This is a genomic window from Acidithiobacillus sp. TH-A117, assembly GCF_057473465.1.
The window spans coordinates 20778-42468 of sequence record NZ_JBYCKQ010000025.1 but is presented as its reverse complement, the minus strand read 5'-3'; the positions used below and the strand labels follow the sequence as shown (position 1 = coordinate 42468).

18 protein-coding genes, 1 tRNA gene and 1 pseudogene are annotated in these 21691 nt (G+C 56.7%); 14 read left to right on the top strand and 6 right to left on the bottom strand.

Annotated elements, in window-relative coordinates; all coding sequences use genetic code 11:
- Positions 1-658: 658 nt before the first annotated feature.
- Positions 659-1609, top strand: coding sequence for a PDC sensor domain-containing protein (locus AC2VLR_RS05820; protein ID WP_486881265.1), 951 nt, complete (start codon positions 659-661; stop codon positions 1607-1609).
- A 26-nt stretch (positions 1610-1635) separates the two neighbouring features.
- On the opposite strand, the gene AC2VLR_RS05815 is transcribed toward AC2VLR_RS05820, so the two are convergent.
- From AC2VLR_RS05815 to AC2VLR_RS05800, 4 genes are all read right to left on the bottom strand, one after another.
- Complete coding sequence (locus tag AC2VLR_RS05815; protein WP_486881264.1) at positions 1636-5007, bottom strand: transglutaminase family protein; 3372 nt, start codon at positions 5005-5007, stop codon at positions 1636-1638.
- A gap of 35 nt (positions 5008-5042) precedes the next feature.
- On the bottom strand, positions 5043-6029 hold the full coding sequence (locus AC2VLR_RS05810) for an alpha-E domain-containing protein (protein WP_215842383.1): 987 nt from the start codon (positions 6027-6029) through the stop codon (positions 5043-5045).
- Positions 6014-7477, bottom strand: coding sequence for a circularly permuted type 2 ATP-grasp protein (locus AC2VLR_RS05805; protein ID WP_486881263.1), 1464 nt, complete (start codon positions 7475-7477; stop codon positions 6014-6016). Before AC2VLR_RS05805 ends, AC2VLR_RS05810 begins: the two co-directional genes overlap by 16 nt.
- A 284-nt stretch (positions 7478-7761) precedes the next feature.
- Positions 7762-8511, bottom strand: a complete 750-nt coding sequence (locus tag AC2VLR_RS05800; RefSeq protein WP_215842385.1) for a proteasome-type protease — start codon at positions 8509-8511, stop codon at positions 7762-7764.
- Positions 8512-8785: 274 nt separating this feature from the next.
- Here AC2VLR_RS05800 and AC2VLR_RS05795 point away from each other — a divergent pair.
- The 13 genes and pseudogenes from AC2VLR_RS05795 to AC2VLR_RS05735 form a co-directional block, all read left to right on the top strand.
- A pseudogene (locus AC2VLR_RS05795) lies at positions 8786-9340 on the top strand (histidine kinase dimerization/phospho-acceptor domain-containing protein); the annotation flags it as partial.
- Positions 9341-9714: 374 nt separating this feature from the next.
- The gene (locus tag AC2VLR_RS05790) at positions 9715-9909 is read left to right on the top strand and encodes an ATP-binding protein (protein ID WP_486881268.1); all 195 of its coding nucleotides are present in this window, start codon (positions 9715-9717) and stop codon (positions 9907-9909) included.
- Positions 9906-11315, top strand: coding sequence for a nitrogen regulation protein NR(I) (gene ntrC / locus AC2VLR_RS05785; RefSeq protein WP_486881262.1), 1410 nt, complete (start codon positions 9906-9908; stop codon positions 11313-11315). The genes AC2VLR_RS05790 and ntrC overlap by 4 nt, the downstream gene beginning before the upstream one ends.
- Before the next feature lie 94 nt (positions 11316-11409).
- A complete protein-coding gene (locus AC2VLR_RS05780; RefSeq protein ID WP_486881267.1) occupies positions 11410-12351 on the top strand; it encodes a type IV pilus assembly protein FimV in 942 nt (313 codons plus the stop codon).
- A 123-nt stretch (positions 12352-12474) separates the two neighbouring features.
- On the top strand, positions 12475-13443 hold the full coding sequence (locus tag AC2VLR_RS05775) for a polyprenyl synthetase family protein (RefSeq protein WP_486881261.1): 969 nt from the start codon (positions 12475-12477) through the stop codon (positions 13441-13443).
- An 11-nt stretch (positions 13444-13454) separates the two neighbouring features.
- Positions 13455-13531, top strand: a tRNA-Pro gene (locus AC2VLR_RS05770).
- Between the two features lie 93 nt (positions 13532-13624).
- A complete protein-coding gene (locus AC2VLR_RS05765) occupies positions 13625-13843 on the top strand; it encodes a hypothetical protein (protein ID WP_486881260.1) in 219 nt (72 codons plus the stop codon).
- Positions 13844-13887: 44 nt separating this feature from the next.
- Positions 13888-15930, top strand: a complete 2043-nt coding sequence (locus AC2VLR_RS05760; protein WP_486881266.1) for an O-antigen ligase family protein — start codon at positions 13888-13890, stop codon at positions 15928-15930.
- A gap of 40 nt (positions 15931-15970) precedes the next feature.
- A complete protein-coding gene (locus tag AC2VLR_RS05755; protein WP_486881259.1) occupies positions 15971-17725 on the top strand; it encodes a peptidoglycan D,D-transpeptidase FtsI family protein in 1755 nt (584 codons plus the stop codon).
- A complete protein-coding gene (locus tag AC2VLR_RS05750; protein ID WP_486881258.1) occupies positions 17722-18033 on the top strand; it encodes a hypothetical protein in 312 nt (103 codons plus the stop codon). Before AC2VLR_RS05755 ends, AC2VLR_RS05750 begins: the two co-directional genes overlap by 4 nt.
- Positions 18026-18352, top strand: coding sequence for a hypothetical protein (locus AC2VLR_RS05745; RefSeq protein WP_486881257.1), 327 nt, complete (start codon positions 18026-18028; stop codon positions 18350-18352). Before AC2VLR_RS05750 ends, AC2VLR_RS05745 begins: the two co-directional genes overlap by 8 nt.
- A gap of 214 nt (positions 18353-18566) precedes the next feature.
- Positions 18567-18779 carry a BrnT family toxin gene (locus tag AC2VLR_RS05740; RefSeq protein ID WP_486881256.1) on the top strand — a complete coding sequence of 71 codons (213 nt, stop codon included), beginning with the start codon at positions 18567-18569 and terminating at the stop codon, positions 18777-18779.
- Between the two features lie 42 nt (positions 18780-18821).
- Positions 18822-19085 carry a BrnA antitoxin family protein gene (locus AC2VLR_RS05735; RefSeq protein WP_215842396.1) on the top strand — a complete coding sequence of 88 codons (264 nt, stop codon included), beginning with the start codon at positions 18822-18824 and terminating at the stop codon, positions 19083-19085.
- A 192-nt stretch (positions 19086-19277) separates the two neighbouring features.
- On the opposite strand, the gene AC2VLR_RS05730 is transcribed toward AC2VLR_RS05735, so the two are convergent.
- Together AC2VLR_RS05730 and AC2VLR_RS05725 are read right to left on the bottom strand one after the other, a co-directional pair.
- Complete coding sequence (locus AC2VLR_RS05730; protein WP_486881255.1) at positions 19278-21143, bottom strand: ATP-binding cassette domain-containing protein; 1866 nt, start codon at positions 21141-21143, stop codon at positions 19278-19280.
- A gap of 152 nt (positions 21144-21295) precedes the next feature.
- Complete coding sequence (locus tag AC2VLR_RS05725; RefSeq protein WP_486881254.1) at positions 21296-21646, bottom strand: DUF4870 domain-containing protein; 351 nt, start codon at positions 21644-21646, stop codon at positions 21296-21298.
- Positions 21647-21691 lie beyond the last annotated feature (45 nt).

The following is a 21691-nucleotide window of genomic DNA, read 5'->3' as shown; positions in this document are numbered from 1 at the left end:
AGCATCCAAAGAAAGGGTGACTTCCTGCTGTTGCAGGAAACGCTCCTGATAACGGTCGAATAAAGCCATTTGCCACTCCTTGCGGCGCTGCCGCGATGGTTTACAGCCAGAACTTTTGACAAGCAGGCAAGATCGGGGTTCACCTGTTGCAGACACTCAAGTTAAGTAAGCATTTCCTGTGCCAGTCAGGGGACAGGACTATTTTCCTGTGCGGATACGGCCTGCCTTGTCGTGATGCACTCGCAAGGATCTGCCGCCCGTCCATAGTGCGTATTATGCACAATTATGGTGCATGGCGCGTGCTTGCGCCAGTCTGTTCTGCGCCGGACGAAGCGTCTGCAAAAGGCCGTGATCGAAAAATTTAGTTCTTTTTAATCATTATGTTAAAATAAAACGGCTTTTTCTGAAAAACCAGGACGTAAAAAAAGGGCGGGAGGACCGCCCTGGAAGCCACTTGAGGAGGAGTGATCAGATGACCATGATCAGTATCTATTAAGCAGGAAGCGTGCCAATCCTGTGCTGGCCGTTTTTCCTACGCTGAATGTTTGGTCAGCCGGGTCATGGCATAGCCCTTGCTGAATGATGAGGGTGTCATGGAGCAAGGGCTGTGATTGCCCATGACTCGATGAGATGATGCGCGACCCGTTGGAGGTGAAGCATGAATCGCTTTGAGCATTTTCGGGAGTTGCGCCAGGATCTTTCGGCCTTGCTGGGTGGTGTCGTCGATGCCTTGGCCAGTCCGGCCCTGTTGCAGCAGTGTGCCGAGGAACAACGCCAAAAACTGCAGTGTCTGATCAATCGTCACCCTTTTCTCGATTTATGTTATCTCCTCGATGCCCAGGGGCGGCAACTGGGAGACAATGTCGGCGCCTCCCGGCGGCGAGGACTGGCCCGGAGTGGCGGTGATGGTGTCGATCGCAGCCACCGGCCCTATTACCGCCTTGCCGTGAACGCCTGGTCTCCGGTGCTGACCGAACCTTATTTATCTTCAGCCAATGGTCATATCTGCGTCACGGCAACAGCGCCCATTCGTGATGAAAACGGGGTGTTATTGGGTATGCTGGTGGCGGATAGCGAACTGGACCGCGCCCTGGCCCTGCTCGAAGAAGATGACATACGAAGAGGTTTTGAACCCTATTTCAAAGCCATTTATACCTTGTTTTCCATGGGCTTGCTGGCGGTCAGTGTGGCTTTGGGCGTGCATGCCATTGCCGCGCTGGCGCAGGTCTGGTCAACGGTTGCGGCTCCCGACAGCTTTGCTGCGCCCTTTCAGGCGACTATTTTGTTTACCCTGGCACTGGCTGTATTTGATCTGGCCAAAACCATTTTTGAAGAAGAAGTGTTGTTGCGCAAGGATATCCGCCGTCATAGTACCACGCGGCGGACTTTAACCCGCTTCATTGCCGCCATTCTTATTGCCGTATCCATCGAAGGGCTGATGCTGGTATTCAAATTTGCCCTGGATGCTCCTCAGAACCTCTGGCTGGCCGTGTTGCTGCTGCTGGCTGCTGCCTTACTGCTGGTATCTTTGGGCGCCTACGTGTATCTGGGTGGCCATGCTGAAGTCCTGTTATCCCGGCACCGGGAGCAACGTCATGAAACAGATTGATCCCTAATGCGAATCTCTGGCGCGCATCAAGTCCCCGGTTTCCTGGGGCGGGCCATGCGCAGATCCAGGGTATGGGGATAGTCGGGCTGCTCCTCATCATAAGGGGACTGCCAGGGGTATTCGCCGCTGCCTCTGGCCACAAAGCGTCCCTCGCTGGGTGAGGCGATGCTGCCCATGATATTGCGGACCATTGGTTCAGGCTCTGGCTGACTATGCCCTGTACTGGTAAAGCGGGACTGACGCCGGGCTTCGGCTTCCCAGGCATTGACCGGGAAAATCTCGGAATTGCGGCCACCGGGATGCATGACATGGTAAGTACAGCCGCCAATACTGCGATTGTTCCAGGTGTCGATCAGGTCGAAAGTCAAAGGCGTATGCACCGGAATGGTCGGGTGCAGGGCGGAAGGCGGCTGCCAGGCCCGATACCGTACACCGGCCACCTGGGTATCCACGGCCCGGGTGCCCTGCAGGGGGACGCGCCGGCCATTACAGGCAAGTATATGGCGTCCCGGAGTCATCCCCGTCACTTTGACCTGTAGACGTTCGATGGAGGAATCCACATAGCGGGCGGTGCCGCTGCCGGTGACTTCTTCGCCCAGTACGTGCCAGGGTTCGATGGCGGCACGCAATTCTATCTGGACATCGCCAATGCGCACATGACCATGTTCCGGAAAGCGAAATTCTGCAAAGGGAGCGAGCCAGTCCAGTTGAAAAAGAATGCCGTGATTCTGCAGATCCGCACAGACTTCGCGGAGGTCTTCCCAGACATAATGGGGCAGCATGAAGCGATCATGGAGGTTGGTTCCCCAGCGAATCAGGGCATGGCGATAGGGGTCTTCCCAGAAGCGCAAGATCAGGCTGCGGACCAGCAACTGTTGGACCAGACTCATGCGGGCATGGGGCGGCATTTCAAAGGCGCGCAGTTCTACCAGCCCCTGCCGTCCAGCGGATCCCGTCGGGGAGTAGAGCTTGTCGATGCAGATTTCAGCGCGATGGGTGTTGCCGGTGATATCCACTAGCAGGTTACGAAACAGACGATCCACCAGCCAGGGTTGTACGACCGTGCCTGGTGGCACCTGACTGAAGGCAATTTCCAGCTCATACAGGGATTCGTGACGGGCCTCATCCACGCGCGGTGACTGGCTGGTGGGGCCGATGAACATGCCACTGAAAAAATAGGATAGCGCCGGGTGATGCTGCCAGTAGGTAATGAGACTTTGCAGCAGATCGGGGCGCCGCAGAAAAGGGCTGTCGGCGGGTGTGGCGCCACCCAGGGTCATGTGATTGCCGCCGCCGGTACCGGTATGGCGACCATCGAGCATGAATTTTTCGGCGGTCAGGCGGCAGGCGTGCGCTTCCTTGTACAGCAGGGTGGTTTTCTCCACCATCTCGGACCAGCTGGAAGAGGGGTGGATATTCACCTCGATCACACCGGGATCGGGGGTGACCAGGAGTTTTTCCAGGCGGGGATCGCTGGGCGGCGCATAACCTTCAATGACCACCGGCATGTTCAGGATAAGGGCCGTGTTTTCTACGGCGTTGAGCAGATCCAGATATTGTTCGGTGACCTGGAGGGGCGGAAAAAAACAATACAGGCAACCCTTGCGGACTTCCATGGTCAGCGCCGTGTGGGGGATTTCCTCCCAACTGGGGGTTTTGGGGGGTGCGCTGGCGCTAGCCTTATTACCAGCGCGGCGCTCGACCGGAAAATCGGGCAAAGGCGGCAAGGGAGCAAAAGGATCGGTTTCCGGCTGCCATTTCTTGTGGGGGTCCACCATCCACGGCAGGCTATCCAGAGGCAGACGCATACCCAAGGCCGAATCACCGGGAATCAGCACCAGGCGACCACTGCGAAACACCCAGGTCGCCGAATACCAGCACCGGGCATTCCACTCCCAGGCCAGGGGCAGCACCCAGCCTACCGGGTGATCGAGGCCCGCCTGGAGTTTTTCGATGAGTGCCTGCCGCTCCACGGGATCGTTAAGGCGATGGGTGCTGAGATCAATGTTGACCGGCACCCGTCCCTCCTGATGCAATACATGCCAGGCGTCTTCGTAAGCGGGAATGAGTCGGGCGCTGTCGACCTGCAACTGCCGGGTCAACTCGCAGGCAAACTGGTGCAGGTCTTCGTCGGTCCAGCCATAATCATGAAGGGGGTCTGCCAGTAAATCGGGCTGATGCCAGATCGGCAATCCGTCCTTGCGCCAGTACACCCCCAGCGCCCACCTCGGCAGGGGCTCACCCGGATACCATTTCCCCTCGCCGGTATGGCGCAGTGCGCCCCTGGCGAAATACTGGCTGAGCTTTTCAGTGAGGATTTCAGCGCGTTCCCTTTTGTGGCGGCCCAGGGCCTCCAGATTCCACTGCGGATCGTCCACACCTTCGGTGGCGACAAAAGTAGGCTCTCCGCCCATGGTCAGGCGCACATCGGCGGCGTTGAGGCGGTCATCGACAATCCGCCCGAGGACCATGACTTCTTCCCACTGGCTTTCAGTATAGGGTTTGGTGACTCGGGGTATTTCCGGCAGGCGGGTGACCTGATTGGAAAAATGAAATTCCACTTCGCATTTTCCGGTGGCGCCACTGATGGGGGCGGCACTTTGATAATGGGGGGTGCAGGCCAGGGGAATATGTCCTTCGCTGGCGAAAAGGCCGGAGGTAGGATCCATGCCAATCCATCCGGCACCGGGGATATACACTTCCACCCAGGCATGAAGATCGGTGAAATCCTGGACGGGACCCGAGGGTCCTTCCAGAGGAGCCTGATCAGCCACCAGCTGGACCAGATAGCCGGAAACAAAGCGGGCCGCCAAACCCAGATGGCGTAATAACTGTACCAGCAGCCAGGCACTGTCCCGGCAGGAACCGCTGGCCTTTTTCAGGGTTTCTTCCGGGGTCTGGACGCCGACTTCCATGCGCAGGGTGTATTGAATGGCCCGCTGCAATTGCTGGTTGATGCTGACCAGAAAATCAATGGTGCGTGACTTGCGCTTCATGACGTCCAGCAACAACTTTTGCAGTAAACGCCCGGCGCGTTCTTTTTCCAGGTAGGGGGTCAGCTCTTTATGCAGGGCGGCATCATAGCGGAAGGGCCAGCGTTCGGCCTGGGGTTCAATAAAAAAGTCGAAGGGATCAATCACGCTGAGATCGGCAATGACTTCGACGTTGAAGTGCAAGGACCGGGCACGTTCCGGAAACACCAGGCGGGCCTGATAATTGCCGAAGGGGTCCTGTTGCCAGTTGAGAAAATGCTTTTCGGGGCTGACTTCCAGGGAATAAGCGAGAATCGGGGTACGACAATGGGGTGCCGGGCGCAGGCGCAGCACGTGGGGATGAATTTCTACCAGCCGATCGAAGTCGTACTCGGTCTGATGACGCAGAACGACATGAATGCCCATAAACAATTCCTCGGCAGTGAAAAAGGGGGTGACGATTAGGCTTGAGCCACCTGCAACTGGATGCCGCTGAGCAGATTTTCCGAAGCGCTGTCTTCTCGGGCGAAATAAATACCCTGGATGGTCCGGTGAACGACGGCCAGATCGCGCTGGGCCTGATCCAGATATTCGTGGAGCAGGTCCGGACGCAGGTCGGTCAACTTGAGATTATCCAGACGCCGCCGCGCCCGGCGCACCGCCTCGGCAGGTGTACCGGCATTGGGCAGATAGGCCAGAGCCACTTCCATCTCGCCCAGGCAATACTTCATGCTGCGTGGAAATTTGCTGTCCTTGAGCAGGTAATCCACCACCTGATTGCTGCGGACCTGGACGGATATGTGGCGGCGATACATTTCAAAAGCACTCAAGGCTTTGAGTACCCCAATCCAGAGACTGCTCCCGGCGGTTTTTTGCAAACCCTGATCCTGGGGTAAAATCACCGCGCTGGTGACATCGACAATGCGCGTGGTCATGTCCGCTCTTTCCATGTTGCGGCCCAGTTTGATGAACTGGTAGACATTATCCTGACTCATGCTGCTGATCAGTAATCCCACCAGCGCATGGCGGCGGGAAATCACCTCATTGAGGAAGGCATAGCGGGCATGGCGGCTGTCAGCGCCGGATACGGCTTGATCCCGGACATAGAGGAAGAGGGTATTGAGGCGCTCCCAGAATTCTCCGGGGAGAAGGTCACGAAAAGTCCGGCAGTTCTCCCGGGCCTGGTGGATGGCCGCCATGACCGAATTCGGATTACGCTCATCGGCAATCAGAAAGCGCATGATGCGGTTTTCTTCCGGAGTGCCATAAAGCTCGGCATAGAGCTGGGCATCGCCAGTGACCTGCAAGAGAATATCCCAACCAAAATAGGCGCCTGGCGGTAGATCCAGCAACATCAGGGTGGTTGCATTGATCAGGCGGGCCATATCTTCGGTGCGCTCCAGATAGCGCGCCATCCAGTACAGGTTCTCGGCTACTCGGGAAAGCATGGGGCCTCCTCATCGACAATCCAGGTGTCTTTGCTGCCCCCACCCTGGGAGCTGTTGACCACCAGTGATCCGGGCTGCATCGCCACCCGGGTCAGTCCACCTGTGGTCACGTACATTTTGTCCGCTTGCAGAATAAACGGGCGCAGGTCCAGATGACGGGCCTCCAGATGATCATCCACCAGCGTCGGTGCGGTGGAAATATTCAGGGTAGGCTGGGCAATATAGTTACGGGGGTTGGCCCGGATCAGTTCGGCAAAACGCTCGCGCTCGGCCTGACTGGCCCGGGGGCCGATCAACATGCCATAGCCCCCGGACTCATTGGCGGGTTTGACCACCAGTTCGGCCAGATGGCTGAGCACATAGTCCCGATCGGTATCACGCATGCACAGGTAGGTCGGCACATTGGGGATGATGGGTTCAGCGTCCAGATAGTAGCGGATAATATCCGGGACAAAGGCATAAACCACCTTGTCGTCCGCGACCCCGGCGCCGGGGGCGTTGGCGATAGCCACATTGCCCCGTCGCCAGGCCCGCAACAGGCCGGGAATCCCCAGCACCGAATCAGGAAAAAATACTTCCGGGTCCAGATAATCATCATCAATCCGGCGGTAAATGACGTCTACCCGTTGCAAACCGGAAATGGTGCGCAGGTATACAATGTCTTCCTTGCTGACATAGAAATCAGCGCCTTCGGCCAGATAGGCCCCCATCTGCTGCGCCAGGTAACTATGTTCGAAATAGGCAGAATTATAGATGCCGGGGGTCAGTACGGCGATTACCGGTTTTTCGTCCGGTCGCGGTGAGAGGGCGGCGAGGGTTTCGTAAAGGCGGTTCGGGTAGTCGTCCACCGGCCGGATGATGGATGACTTGAAGAGCTCCGGAAACAGACGTTTCATGATCTGCCGATTTTCGAGCATGTAGGATACGCCCGAGGGCACGCGCAGATTGTCTTCCAGGACATAGACGGTACCGTCGGCATCGCGCACCAGATCGCTTCCGCAAATATGTGCCCAAACGCCGAAGGGGGGATGAACACCCCGGCAGGCTTCGCGAAAATTGCGTGAGCCTGTCAGTACTTCCGCCGGAAAAATCCCGTCAGCGACAATGCGTTGCTCATTATAAAGATCATCGATGAAGAGGTTGAGTGCCTGCAGGCGCTGTTTGAGGCCTTCCTCGATTTTGCTCCATTCCGTGCTGGACAGAATTCTGGGAATGATGTCAAAAGGCCAGGCGCGATCGATGTTGCCCGCCTCGCTGTACACCGTGAATGTGATACCCATGGCGAGAATAGAGGCATCGGCGGCCTGGCGGCGTGCCTGTAGTTCGCTGCTGTCCAGGGTATTCAGATAAGTGAACAGAGGGGCTGCCGCCCGGCGCGGCCCGGCGTTGGCATCCACCAGTTCGTCATAGGTGATTTGCTGCTGATAATGGGTCTTGAGCCAGTCCATCTGCTTTTCTCCTCGTCACAAGATTCTCGCCCGGAACTCTGGAGCCTGGGTGGGCAGTGGCGTATTCCACAAGGAATCCGCCGGGTCTGCCATGATCTTCACTCGTCATTAAAGCAAAGCCTGTGCCATGCAGGCGGTTACGAAATATTCCAGACAGTAAGGATATTTTCCGGTCCTGGCAGGTGGAAAATGCCTTCAAAAAATGGTCGCGCGGCAATATGGAATAGTGAATTGCATTGTGTTGGTGCATAAGGCACCAGAATAGTGCGTTAACCGCGCCTCACTCAAGCCGGTGGTGCAAGCGGCGGATTTTCCCAGGAAAAAGGAGGTAGATCATCCAATGCCCGCAATAATCCCTGGCTCCAGCGTTCGCCCAGGGTGCGATAAAAACGGTCTTCCTCGGTCAGGGAAAGATAGCGACCCATCTGCAGGCTGTTGGTTTCATAAATCAGCAGTTCAACGGGGGGGCCAACCGTGACATTGCTGCGCATGGTGGAATTCATGGAAACCAGCGCACAGCGCGCCGCCGCTTCCAGGGAAAGCTCCGGACTGATCACCCGATCGAGAATGGGTTTGCCATATTTGATTTCGCCAATCTGCAAGAAAGGATGATCCGCCGATTCGTGAATGTAATTACCCTGGGGATAGATCATATAGGTCGCCGGGATTTCCGCAGCGATCTGGCCACCGAGAATGAAAGTCGCCTCAAAGTTGGTGTTGGCGGTATCGCGGCTGACCTGGTTGCGCTGGATTTCCGCATTGATCAGACCGACATAATCAGCGGCTTCTGCCATGCTGGGAAGATTCAGCAAGTGAATGGCGGCATTCTGGTCCATATCCTGCTGCAGGCGCTTCACCACCCCCTGGGTGGTAGCGAGATTGCCCGCCGAGAGCAGACAGAAAAAGCGATCACCCGGCCAGCAAAAAGTATGCATTTTCGAGTAGATGCTCACATTATCGGTGCCTGCGTTGGTACGGGAGTCAGAACAGAAAATCAATCCTCCGGTTACATGGGCAGTGAGGCAATAGGTCATGGAGTATTCCTGTCAGCAAGCAGCGTCGCCGTTTTATAGTCGCTGAATTTCCGCCGTTTTGGAAGTCTGTACGGAAAAGTCTTTCATGCGCTGCATTGTGAAGCCCGGATGATATGCACTAATATGGTGCGGGCGGCGCATCATAATGTTTCAGGACCCGGAGAGCTATATAAAGCATCACTCTCTGGTAAGAGGCTAACTCAGGAGTGTGCTTCCGAAGGAATCGGGTTGCCGGAAAATCTGCCTGGTGTGTTTTTTGCTAAGATGAATTTCGATGAGAGCCCCGGAAGGCGGACACCCACTTGGAGCTTGCATGGCGCAGCACAAAAACACCAAAACATCGTTGTCAGAAAATGCGGTGCTGGATGCTCTGGAGTCGGCAGTCCTGACTCTGGATGCCCGGCAACAATTGCGTTTCATGAATCCGGCCGCAGAAAACCTCCTGCGTGTCAGCCAGCATCAGGCGCGCGGACAAACCGTGCCAGCCCTCTGCAGCATCATCGGAGAGGACCGCTTTGCGGCACTTTTTGCCGATGCACTGGAGTTGAATGGCACGATCTTGAGGCGGGCATTGCCCTTGCAACTGCATGATGGCAGCCATGCCGTGGTGGATTTGGTCGTGACCCCTTTGGCGGCGGGGCAACTGATTGTGGAAATGCGCCCCATGGAATTACCGGCACGTCATGCCGAAGAAGAAATGCAGGACCGGATTTATGGCGCGGCCCAGGAAATGCTGCGGGGGCTTGCCCATGAAATCAAGAATCCCCTCGGCGGCTTGCGGGGTGCCACCCAGCTTCTCGAACGGGAATTGCAGCGCCCGGAACTGAAGGATTATACGAGAGTAATACTCCATGAGGTGGATCGCCTGCATCATCTGGTGGATCGTCTGCAGGGTCCGCGTACCCGTCCGATTTTTGCCGAAGTCAACATTCACCAGGTGCTGGAGCATGTCCGCCGGCTTCTCCAGGCTGAATTGCCTACGGGAATCTCGCTGCGTTTTGATTATGACCTTTCCATTCCGGAAATTTACGCCGATCAGGAGCAATTAGTGCAGGTTTTCCTCAATTTGATGCGTAACGCCCAGCAAGCCCTGGACCGTCATGGCACGATTCTCATCCGTACCCGGGTGGATCGTTACGTCACCTTGCTCCATCAAAAATTCCGCCTCGCCTTGCGGGTGGACATTATCGATAGTGGCCCGGCATTCCTGCGGACCTGCTGCCCCGCATCTTCCTCCCGCTGGTCACCAGTCGGGCCGAAGGTATGGGTATGGGGCTGGCTATCGCTCAGGGCCTGGTTCGCGGTCATGGGGGGGTGGTGCACTGTCACTCCCGGCCCGGCGAGACGGTATTCTCGGTGTCCTTGCCCCTCACCCAGCAACGGGAGGCCGCGCAATGAAACAGGTCTGGATTATTGACGACGATCCCTCCATTCGCTGGGTTCTCGAAAAAGCCCTGGCCCAGGCGGAAATTCCTTTCCGGAGTTTCGCCGATGCCGATAGCGCCCTGCGCGCGCTGGGCCGGGATCAACCCGATGCCATCGTCACCGATTTGCGTATGCCGGGCCTGGATGGTCTGGCTTTTCTGAAAGAAGTCCAGGCGCGTTGGCCGCGCTTGCCGGTCATTGTCATGACCGCACATTCGGATCTGGACAATGCGGTGTCTGCTTTTCAAAGCGGGGCCTTCGAGTATCTGCCCAAGCCCTTTGATATGGATGAGGCCATCAATCTGGTACGGCGGGCTTTGGGCAGTCAGCAGGAAGCAGCTGCGAAAACGCTGCCGGAAGAAAACGACCCGACGGAAATGATTGGTGAAGCGCCCGCTATGCAGGAAGTGTTTCGGGCCATCGGGCGCTTGTCGCGCTCGCAAATCAACGTGCTGATTACCGGAGAATCGGGAGCCGGCAAAGAACTGGTGGCCAGCGCTCTGCATCGCCATAGTCCCCGCGCCAGAGGACCCTTCATCGCCATCAACACCGCTGCCATTCCCGCAGAACTGCTGGAATCTGAACTTTTTGGCCATGAAAAGGGGGCCTTTACGGGCGCGGTACAAACCCGCCAGGGACGCTTTGAGCAGGCTTCTGGAGGAACCCTGTTTCTGGATGAAATTGGCGATATGCCCGCTGCCCTGCAAACCCGTTTGCTCCGGGTCCTCTCCGATGGGACTTTTTATCGGGTCGGGGGGCATGCCCCGTTGCGCGCCGATGTGCGGGTGCTGGCAGCTACTCACCAGAACCTGGAAGCCAAGGTCCAGGATGGGAGTTTTCGTGAAGATCTCTATCATCGTTTGAATGTCATTCATATTCATCTCCCGCCCCTGCGGGAGCGGCGGGAAGATATCCCGAGACTGGCGCGCCACTTTCTGCGTCACAGCGCCGAACAGCTCGATGTGGAGCGCAAGGTTTTGAGCCCCACTGCCGAAGCCGCCTTTATGGAGTGGCACTGGCCCGGCAATGTCCGGCAGCTCGAAAACGTCTGCCGCTGGATTACCGTCATGGCGCCGACCAGTGAGGTGCAGGTGACTGATCTGCCGCCGGAAATGAGTGTGGCAGCAGCGCCTGTAGAGTCCGCTGAAGCACCGGTTTATCAGGACTGGCGCCTGCAATTGGGAGCTTTGGTGCGCCAGCGCCTGGCCAGCGGGGAAGAAGCGCTGCTGGATAAAATCCAGCCCCAGTTTGAACGCTGTCTGCTGGAAGCCGCCCTGCAGCATACCCGTGGTCACAAACAGGATGCTGCCCAGAAACTCGGCTGGGGTCGTAACACCCTGACCCGCAAACTAAAAGAACTGGGCATCGAAGAGCGATAAAAAGTTTCTTGCAAATCCTGGCCCTTAGACTAATTGCCTCTGAACACGCAGAGAGAATTGCGCTGGGGAGCGGAGTCGTGGGTTTGAGGTGCATATGCAAGGCTTGATGATATTCCTGGAAGTGGTGGTGGTATTACTGCTGCTTGCGGAGGTCTATATTCGTCTGCGTGCCCGCCGGCGGCGTCTGCAGAATCGTGATGCCCAGGTGTCGGCAGAAACGCGTAAAGCCGTCGTTCCCGTACCCCCTGTCGAGTCGGCTCCCACTTCCCGGGCTGAAGTGCTTCCCGCTCATCCCCAAGGTGAACAGAGCAGTACCCTGCAGGAAGCCCTCAGCATTGACGACCTACTTAACGAAGCCAATATTTACCTTGAATATGGTCATTACGCCCAGGCGGCAACCGTGTTGCGCTGGTATGTGGATCTGAACCCCCATGAAACCCGGGTCATTAATCAGCTTCTGGATACCTATCTGGCCATGGCCGATATGGATAGTTATGCGGGTTTACTGGAAAGTCTGGGGGAAAAATCCGGCAGTGTGCCCATGAATGAAAGCTGGTGGCGCGAACGGGTGGAGCACGGCTTACAGCAGGATCCCGGCAATCTGGAGTTGCTGGTGCTGGCCGAGAAGGTGGGTATGGCGGTGCCGCTGCCCCAGGATCAAAGCGCTGAACCCGCGCTGACGGCCGAAATGGCTCTGGCCCTGGTGGCCCGCAACCGTGATCCCCATTACGGTATGGCCATTTTGTGGCGGGCTATTGCCCACGAGCCCCTGCGGTTGCCGCTCTATGCAGAACTCCTGCGGATCACCCATCAACAGCACCTTGTGGAAGATTATATCAACGCCTTGATTTTGTTGTATCTGACCGTGGGCTACAATGGTAAAACCTTGCGGCAACGGATGTTGCGGGCAGGTGAAGACCTCGGGACGCATCCGCTCTGGACGGTGCTGGCAGACTGGGATGGTAATCCCGAAACCCTGCGCCAGTTGGCGCGCTCCCGACAACTGGAAATTCCGGGTTCCTTGCCGCTGGCTTGAAGCCGGTGCAGGAACTTTGCTTGACAAGCCCTTGTCGCCCTCACCACAATCCCCAGCGGCCGCAAGCTTGGCACCATTGGGTGTAAAGTACTGCCGATGCCAATAAACGGGGAGCAGCATAGGATGAATCTGGAGACGGTAAACCAGTTGGTGCGGTCGGATATGTTGGCGGTAAATCAGGTGATTCAGGAGCAACTGCGTTCCGGGGTGCCAACGATTCCTGCCATGGGTACCTACTTGATCAACGCCGGCGGCAAGCGACTGCGTCCCATGGTCCTGCTGCTGGCCGCGCGCATGGGTGGAGAGCATACGGCACGGCCCATTCCCCTAGCCGCTGTTGTTGAGTTTATCCACACCGCCACCCTCCTGCATGATGACGTGGTAGATGGTTCGGAGCTGCGGCGCAACAATGCCACCGCCAATCAGTTGTGGGGAAACGCCGCCGCCGTTCTGGTGGGAGATTTTCTCTATGCGCGCTCTTTTGAAATGATGGTGACTGATGGGGACATGCGGATTCTGGCGACCATGGCCGAAGCCACCAGCGTAATTGCCCAGGGAGAAGTGGCGCAGCTGGAAAATGCCCATGATCCAGACTTGAGCGTTGATGCCTATTTTTCGGTCATCGAAGCCAAAACTGCCAAGCTTTTTGAAGCGGCCATGCGGATTGGGGCGCTGATCAATCATCTGGATCAGCAGGCAGAAACAGCGTTGGCAAAATATGGTTCGCTCCTGGGCATCGCTTTTCAGTTGATGGACGACGCTCTGGATTATTCTACCACTGCCGAAAAAATGGGAAAAAACCGGGGAGATGATCTGGCGGATGGTAAGGCTACCCTGCCTTTTATTCATGCCATGCAGCAGGCGACTCCTGCTGAACAAGCCCTCTTACGCGACGCCCTGGGGGCCGAAAACAAGGCGGATTTTGCCGCAGTCTGGGAAATCATTGCCAGAACAGAAGCTATTGATTACACTTTGCGCGTCGCCGAGGAAAAGTCTCAGCAAGCCATCGCTTGTTTAACCGGCTTTCCCGAGGGTCCGGAAAAATCTGCGCTGGAGTTTCTAGCTGGATTCGCCGTACAGCGCGACTATTGAAGCAATATTATCGGGGCGTGGCTCAGCCTGGTAGAGCGCCGCCTTCGGGAGGCGGATGTCGGAGGTTCGAATCCTCTCGCCCCGACCACATTGATGAAAAGGCCCGCTTTGTCGGGCCTTTTTGGTGTTTTTCACAGTATGTTCGCAAAGCTGTGACTTGAATCAGGCAGGGATGTTGCCGATGTTAAAATGGGTGTTGCTGGCAGGTTTCGTGGGCGTGCTGTTTTATTGGTGGCGACAAAAACAGCGGCATCCCCGGCAGCGTCCGGAAGTGGAATCTCTGGTACGCTGTTCTCGCTGCGGTCGCTACATATCCGTCCATTCGGCCCTGCGTACTACTGAAGGCGATTATCGTTGTAGCGAACATGCAGGTCCAAAACAGGCAGGAGATCCGGATTGACCAGTATCAGACATTCCCCGGGGTCGCCAAGCGCCCACCCCGCAATGGCATTCCGGGCGGGTTTGTATGCCGTTCTCGCCCTCGTGGTTTACGGCCTCTCCTGGTATTACAACGGTCAACTGATTCCCCTCCTTGCTGCCGAAAGTGTCGTGCTCATGGTTTGGGGGTTGATGGTCTGGTGGCCCTGCCTGCGGGCCGGTTTGATCTGGCCGCGCGGGTTTCTGCCGCTATTCATGCTGTCCTGGTTCATCTGGTTCGGACTGACGCTTTTCTGGAGTGGATCGCCTTACAGTAGCTGGTTTTATTTCTGGGTACTGGGCTCGTTGCCGCTGACTTTTTTGATTGCAATCATGATTCCTGAGCTGACCGCCGAAGTATTCTGGACCTGGTTCTGGAGAGGCATATTAATCAGCGCGTGGATTCTCGGCGGCATGGCCCTCTGGCAGTATTATCAAGGGCTGGTCACCAATATTGGCTTAGCCAATTTGCGTCCTTTCGGTCCCTTGCTGGATACCAACAGCTTTGCGGCTTGGTTGAATTTGCTGTTTTTCCCGGTGCTCGTTCTGTATTTTGTGAAAGATAGTCGTCGGCAGGTGCCTTTTCTGCAGGGCGGCATTGATCCCCAGGCTTTTTTCTATCTGCTGACCTTGACGCTTCTGCTTCTGGCATTTTTTTCTACCAGCAGTCGTGGCGGGTTGTTGGCCTGGATATGTACCATGCCATTTGCCGTTTGGGGTTTGTGGCGACTGCCTGCTGCGCGCCCCCGGTTTTTAATGGTTGCGGTTCTGGTCAGCATCGCTTTTTTGCTGATGGATTATGCGCATGGCTATGATCTGATTGGTCATCTTTCCCCCGGTTATATCACCAGTAATATTACTACCGTATCTCGCAAGCTGATGTGGATTGCCACCTGGCACATGTATCTCAGTCATCCCTGGTTGGGCACCGGCATCGGCAGCTACTTTCTGAATTATCCGGCCTATCGCCTGCCCGGTGAACTGGCTTCGGCAGGTACTTACGCGCACAACGATTATCTGGAATATCTGGCCGAGGGAGGGGTGATCAATCTCGGTTTTCTGCTGGGTTTTGCGGGAGTGTTGATGTACGCCCTCTATCGTCTGCTGTATCGGGCGGGACGGGCACTGCAAATAATGGATGAAAAACGGCTGATGGCATTGGGTCTGGTGCTGGGCGTGTTTGCCATTACCGGCCATGCCCTGGGAAATTTCATTTTCTACAATTTGCCCCTGAGTGTTCTGGCGGGACTGTTCATGGCACGGGCCTGGCGTATTTATGGAAGCTCTGGAAACACCCGGCCCTTGTTACCAAAAATTGGCATCAATCACGGGTTCATTGTCCAGGGCCTCTTGTTGCTGGGGGTTTGCGTTGCTTCCTGGAATCTGTTGGCAGATGGCGCTACCTATGCCTTCCTCAGTGATAATGCCTGGCTGAATGGTGTTATCCGCAATCCCCAACAACGTGCTGAGCTTCTGTTGAAAGTTGCCGATACCTTGACGGCGCTGCGTCCTCTGGCGACTCAACCCCATGTGTATCTCGCCAATACCTATTTGACGCTGGCCGAACATGACACCCGGATGGGCACGGCCAATCGCCGATCTCTGGTGCAGGCAGCGCTGCACCAATATCAACAAAGTCTCGTGGGTATTCCTCAACAATCGGGTGTGCTCAACTCCATCGGCACGCTCTACCTCACCCAGGGAAAAATTCTGGGTCTGGACACCGCGCAAAGGCAGCGGCAGACACTGCTGGCCTGGCGCCAGGGGCTGGCCATTGACCCGGAAAGTATCAGCCTGCGTAACCAGATTGCACAACTCGCTTACGCAGACCAGGGCGACGTGCAGGGTGGACTGGCATTTTTGCGTGCGGGCCTGAAGCGCCCACTTTTCCCTTATCCCCGTTCAGAATTGCTGCTGGATATCGCCCTGATGCAATGGCGAGCCGACGAAAAACCCGCTGCAGAAAAAACCCTGCTGCGTATTTTGCACAATAATCCCGGCTATGCGCCTGCGGTTTCCTGGTTGCAGGCCATACATCGCCGGGCTGACCTGCACGCAACAGAACATTGAAAGTCGCAGAAAGCCCAGATATGGCATTGAGATTACGGACATGACCACAGAATCCTCGCCGCAAAAGCGGCATCTGCCCCGCTGGCGGGCTCTGCTGATTTTGTCGGTCATTTTCCTGGGCTTTGTGCTGGTCCTGTTCCGGGACACGGACTTGCAATGGTGGCAGGATCATACCCTGCGCGATCAGGGACGGATGCGCTACCTGCAGGATCGCCCTCTGCCAGCCGATCGGGGCGTGATCTATGCCAGTAATGGTACAGCCCTGGCGGTGAATGTACCCGCCGTGACCATCTGGACGGACCCGCGCATTTTTGATCAGCATAAACAGGACTGGGCCAAGGTGGCTACGGCCCTGCAGATAAGCCCCCAAACTCTGGCGGAACGCGTCCAGTCGGGAGGCTCCGGCTTTGCCTACATTCTCCGTCAGAGTGAGCCGCAAATAGGCAAGGCCTTGCAGGCTCTGCATGTGCCGGGCATTTATGCGCAGGCCAGCAGCCGGACTTATTATCCTCTGGGTGCGGTGACTACGCCTTTGCTGGGTCTGGTACATCTGGATCATCATGGTGCGGCCGGTCTGGAAATGGGCTATGACCAATGGCTTTCAGGCCATGCCGGTACCGAAAAAGTGCTGGTGGACGGGCAGGGCGAAGTGTTGCGGGTGCTGGGTGCCCGCCATGCGCCAGTACCGGGTCATGACCTGCATTTGACCATCAATCCCCAGATACAATACTGGGCTTATATGACCCTGCTGGCTGCCCAGAAGCATTTTGGCGCCAGCGAAGGTTCTGCTGTGGTCATGAATGTGGACAATGGTCAGATTCTGGCCATGGCTAGTGTCCCTTCCTGTAATCCCAATTCCCGCAATGGCTGCGCCAGTCCCGATGATTATGTCAATAACGCCGTGCATCAGGCCTTTGAACCGGGTTCGGTCATGAAACCCTTCATGGTGGCTGCCGCCCTGAAAACCGGCAGTATTCAGCCCGATCAAAGCTTCAATGTGTCGCACTGTCTACCGGTGGGCGGATTTTGTATTCGCGATGATGTAGTGCATCATGAATTGAATGTGGCGCATATTCTCAAATACTCCAGTGACATTGGTGCGGCCAAAATTGCTCTGCGCACCCCTGCCCGGGCGATTTACGCCATGTATCGGGCGGCCGGTTTCGGGAAAGCGCCGGATTTGGGCTTTGCCGGAGCTACCGGCGGTGTGCTGCCCCAACCCCAGACCTGGGACAAGGCTCGTCATGCCACCATTGCCCTGGGTTACGGGGTTTCGGTGACGACTCTGCAGCTCGCTGAGGGATATGCGGCCATTGCCAACGGCGGTTACCATGTGCAACCGACCCTGATTGCCGGTCAGCCGGTACACAAACAGCGGATCATGCCAGCCCATATAGCCGCCCACTTGCGCCACTGGCTGGAAGGGGTTTGCGCCGCCAATGGTACCGGCATTTTAGCCGCCATTCCCGGTTACGCGGTGGCGGGTAAGACCGGAACAGCCAATATGGCCAACGGCAAAGACGGTTTTCAGAAAAACAAGACCAATGCCACTTTTGTCGGCTTCGCTCCGGGTTTTGCCCCGAAGCTGGTGATGGCGGTGACCATGCGCGGTAGTACCCGATACTGGAATTTCGGGGGCGTAGAATCCGCACCGGTATTCCGGGTCACCATGCGCCATGCCCTGCAGGAGCTGAATATTTCGCCACGATGGTGTGGCGGCAAGGCGTGTGCATCCAAGGATAAAGGCATTACTGCGACCCAGGCAGAAATCTGGGCAGAAGGAGGCGGAAATTGAGCCGAACCGATAAATGGGTGGCCAGCATTCTGACGCTGGGGGTGATGGGATTGCTACTGGGCGTGCTGGCTTTTGCTGCGGTCTCGCGCATTCCCGTGGCGCATATATATGTGAATGCGGCGGGTGCCCGATCTATTATTGTCGGTGGACACCGGGCAGTGGCTGCGCCGGATTGGCCGGGGGCCTATCGAGTATCACCCCGTTATACCGACCCCGCCTTCTGGTCCACGGCCACCCTGTATTTTCGGCAAGGCCCGGCGGTGACCATTCCACGTCAGGACATCAAACTCTGGGTGTACCGTGGCTGAGGCCGGCCAGGTTCCGCGGATCCTGAAAGCCCTGCTGCAAGGGGCGGTCGCGGTGCTGCTGGTGCTGCTGGCGGTCTTGTTGCTGCTGGCGCTGGATGCTCTGTTGCTGATTCCGGGGCTGATGCTGGCGTATACGCTGATGGGCATTCCCTGGCACTGGCCGGGAATCCTGCCCGACCCCCTGAATCCTCCGGGACCCTGGATCAGTATGGCCGTTGGTGTCATTGCCACCCTGGTTCCCGCCGTGCTGGACGGCATCGCCCTGCATTTTTTCCTGTACCGTAAAAAATCCGGGGATACAACGGCGGCTTCTTCTTGAAAAGGATGGGGAGGGGCTGGCTTCAAGCAGTGAGGAACCTGCTCACGCACCCATGACCGAGTTGGAAAAAACTGCGATGGCTCCGTCTGGATATGATGACGCACTACAATGACTATAAATCACGCATAAGCATGACGAAAGCGCTTGCAGACCAGTCCTGGCAACGACCTGAAACCCGACTTTACTATATGCATGCATTATGCATAATAAGACCATGACCATCGAGTTTGTTCCTGGCAAGTCACGAGCAAACCAGAAGAAGCATGGCGTGAGCTTTGCTGATGCCGAGCAGGTACTTCGAGACGAAATGGCCGTGACAATGGCAGATCCAGATTCAGAAGGTGAGCAGCGTTTTATCACTCTCGGCCTGGATTCACTAGGGCGTGTCTTGGTGGTAGTCCCCCGCGCGGCGAGAATACCCGACTGATTTCAGCCCGCAAGGCAAGCCCAGCAGAAGCGGAGCAATACTATGCGTAAGGAATATGACTTCAGAAATGCAAAGCGTGGCCCGGTAGTCCCATCCAAAGGGAAAACCCGTATCACCATCATGCTCGACAACGAGATCATAGAGGCGTTTCGAGCTCGAGCCGAAGCACAAGGCACTGGCTACCAAACTGCAATCAATGCGGCGTTAAGGTCTGCTCTGGACAAAGACGATGTGCCGCTTACAGTGCGTACTCTCCGGCAAGTGCTACGGCAAGAGCTTCATGCCGCAGACCACCAGCCACAATGACACATTCTGTCCAACAAGCTGGCGGGCGAAAGCCCACGGTATCATATGCACAGATAGTGCCAGAGAAGTCGTTAGAGTCTTCGATATCCTCCGGCTGATGGAACCTTGACATCTACCTTCCGGCAACCCAGCGGTGCTGATAATCCAGCCCCGCGAGGCAAACCACACCAAGGGCAGAGCATCCGTGTTGTATCAGCCCTGGCTCTCAGCACTGGCTGCCGCCTTGGCTTCCAGCAATTCCCAGCGAGTGTAGGCCTGCTGCAGGGCGCTGGTCATTTGTTCTGCCTGGGTTTGTACCGCCTTCAGTTTTTCCGGATTCTGATAGGTTTCCGGCAAAGTCAGGGTGGCCGCCAGACTCTCCTGTTCCTGCTCCAGCTTTTCAATCTGCGCCGGTAATTGCGCCAATTCCTGGGTTTCCTTGTAACTCAGGGCCGGTTTTTTGCTGTTATCCCGCTTGCTGGCATTTTTGCCCGATGAATTTTCCACTGTTTTGCTGGCGGCGCGCTGGATTTCGGTTTGCCAGCGGATCCAGTCCTCATAGCCACCGGCATTCTGGGTGAGCTGACCCTCTTCGCCGAAAGCAATGACCTGGGTGACCACATTATCCAGAAAATCCCGGTCATGAGAGACCAGAAACAAGGTGCCCGTATAATTTTGAAGGCGCTCTTCCAGAACCTCCAGGGTTTCCAGATCGAGATCATTGGTGGGTTCATCCAGGACCAGAATATTGGCAGGACGGGCAAAAAGGCGAGCCAGTAACAGACGCGCCCGCTCCCCGCCGGACAATGCCTTGATCAAGCCCCGGGCACGACTGGGGGGGAACAGAAAATCCTGCAGATAACCCAGCACATGACGGCGTTCGCCATTGATTTCGATAAAATCATTCCCATCGGCAATGGCATCCACCACCCGACTTTCCGGATCGAGGGTGGCGCGCATCTGATCAAAATAAGCGACCTCCTGCTTGGTGCCCCGGCGAATTTTGCCCTCCTGGGGTTCCAGTTCACCCAGAATCAGGCGCAGCAGCGTGGTTTTTCCGGCACCGTTGGGGCCGATGATCCCGACCCGGTCGCCACGTTCGATGCGAGTGGAAAAATTGCGGATGATGGGGCGCTGCGCATAATGGAATGACACCTGCTCCAGCTCGGCAATCAGCGCGCCCGAACGCTCGGCGGTGCTGATCTGCAAACTCGCCTGACCTTGCTGCTGACGGCGACTGGCGCGCTCTTCGCGCAGACTTTCCAAGCGCCGTAAACGGCCCTGATTGCGCTTGGCGCGAGCCTTCACCCCTTGGCGCAGCCAGGCCTCTTCCTCCGCCAGCTGACCTTCAAGACGATTGTCGGCGGCCGCCTCGGCGGCCAATACTTCCGCCTTGCGGGCCTGATATTCGCCGAAACTTCCCGGAAAACTGCGTAAAATGCCGCGATCCAGCTCAACAATCCGCGTCGCCAGACGGTCCAGAAAACGCCGGTCGTGGGTGATGAATACCAGCGTGCCCCGGTAGCGCAGCAGCGACTGCTCCAGCGCAAGAATGGCCGGTAAATCGAGATGGTTGGTGGGTTCATCAAAAAAGAGAATATCGGGTTCGGAGACCATGGCGGCGGCAATGGCCACCCGCTTGCGTTGCCCACCCGACAGGGCGGAAATCACCCCTTCAGCAGGTAGACCCAGACTATCCCGCAGCGCCTCCGCCTTATAGTCGATCTGCCAGACATCATGATGATCTGCCAGGGCGTGGGCCTGGGTATCGCCCGCTTCGGCCTGTTGCAGTTGTCGCCAGGCCGGGTGCCCGGACTTGATGGCGGTGAGCAGGTCGTGCCCGGCATCCAGTTCGGGTTCCTGCGCCAGATAAGTACGACTCAGCCCCGGAGCTATCCAGAGATTGCCGCCGTCCAGCGGGTAAAGTCCCGCCAGTGCCTGCAGCAGGGTGGACTTGCCCTCGCCATTACGGCCAATCAAACCAATGCGCTCACCCGCTTCCAGATTGAGATCGGCATGGTCCAGCAAGGCACGGCCTCCCCACTCTACCTGTCCCGCTTCCAGCCGCAGAATCGCCATTGCCCCGATCTCCCTATATACATTTTCAGAAAGCAGATAGGGTACGGGGCGGGGTCAGGCGGTGCAAGCGGTAGGGCTGGCGACCGGGGTGGAATGATGGGGCGCGGTGGCGTTACGGGCAGCCAGCCGGGAACCTGCTCAGTCAGATGCGCCTAGCTCAGCAGACGCAGGGTCAGTGGATAGCGGTAAGATTCGCCACTACTGGCCTTTACCGCAGCAATAATGCAAAAAATCAGATTAAAGAGGAATATCAAGGGGAAAATAAAGAGTCCGATGAGCAAGGCGCTGAGAATGCTGGCGGCAATATAGGCCAGCAGGATGGTGATCTGGAAATTCAGGGCCTCTTTGCTCTCGGAGATGAGCCAGGCGTTTCCAGTGTCTTTCTTGATCAGATACACAATCAATGCTGGAATGAAACCGAATAAAATACCTCCGGCATGAGTCAATGCGATGATATTGCGATCTTCCTTGCTGCTGATGGCTACCAGACTTTCTGCTTCCATGGTGACGCTCCCTGTGCGGGTGAATGAATCCAATAAACCCTTGAT